Origin of the sequence: Streptomyces sp. DH12 (assembly GCF_020873895.1) — a bacterium.
In the GTDB taxonomy this organism is placed as follows: domain Bacteria; phylum Actinomycetota; class Actinomycetes; order Streptomycetales; family Streptomycetaceae; genus Streptomyces.
The window spans coordinates 1-511 of record NZ_JAHWGT010000707.1 but is presented as its reverse complement, the minus strand read 5'-3'; the positions used below and the strand labels follow the sequence as shown (position 1 = coordinate 511).

Below are 511 nucleotides of genomic sequence, written 5' to 3'. Positions count from 1 at the left end.
AAGAAGAGGAGGCCCGCGAGGGCGAAGATGCCCGCGGTGAGCACCCGCACCGGACGCGGACGGCGTGGGCGGGCCGCGGGACTGGATTCCGTCCCCGGGGAGTCGGCAGAATTGCTCAACGTACCCTTATCTCCTTCGGCGCCGTAGAAGCACTACGCTAACGGACGCCCGGGGGAGCACTCAGAGTCCCCTTGTACGCTGCCCCGAGCCCGACCCAGACCCTGCGCGGCCACGCAGCGCATCGACAGGAGAGACCCTCGTGCCGAAGTCACGTATCCGCAAGAAGGCCGACTACACGCCGCCGCCGGCCAAGCAGACGGCCGCGATCAAGCTGACCAACCGCGCCTGGGTCGCGCCGGTGATGCTGGCGCTGTTCCTCATCGGTCTGGCCTGGATCGTCGTCTTCTACGTCACGGACGGCTCGCTGCCCATCGACAAGCTGGGCAACTGGAACATCGTGGTGGGCTTCGGCTTCATCGCCGCCGGGTTCGGCGTCTCCACGCAGTGGAAG

At 67.5% G+C, this 511-nt stretch carries 1 protein-coding gene; it reads left to right on the top strand.

Features of this window, described 5'->3' with window-relative positions; translation table 11 throughout:
* Window positions 1-259: 259 nt before the first annotated feature.
* The coding region (gene crgA / locus LPA54_RS36630) for a cell division protein CrgA (RefSeq protein ID WP_006134093.1) at window positions 260-511 on the top strand (252 nt) is incomplete at its 3' end.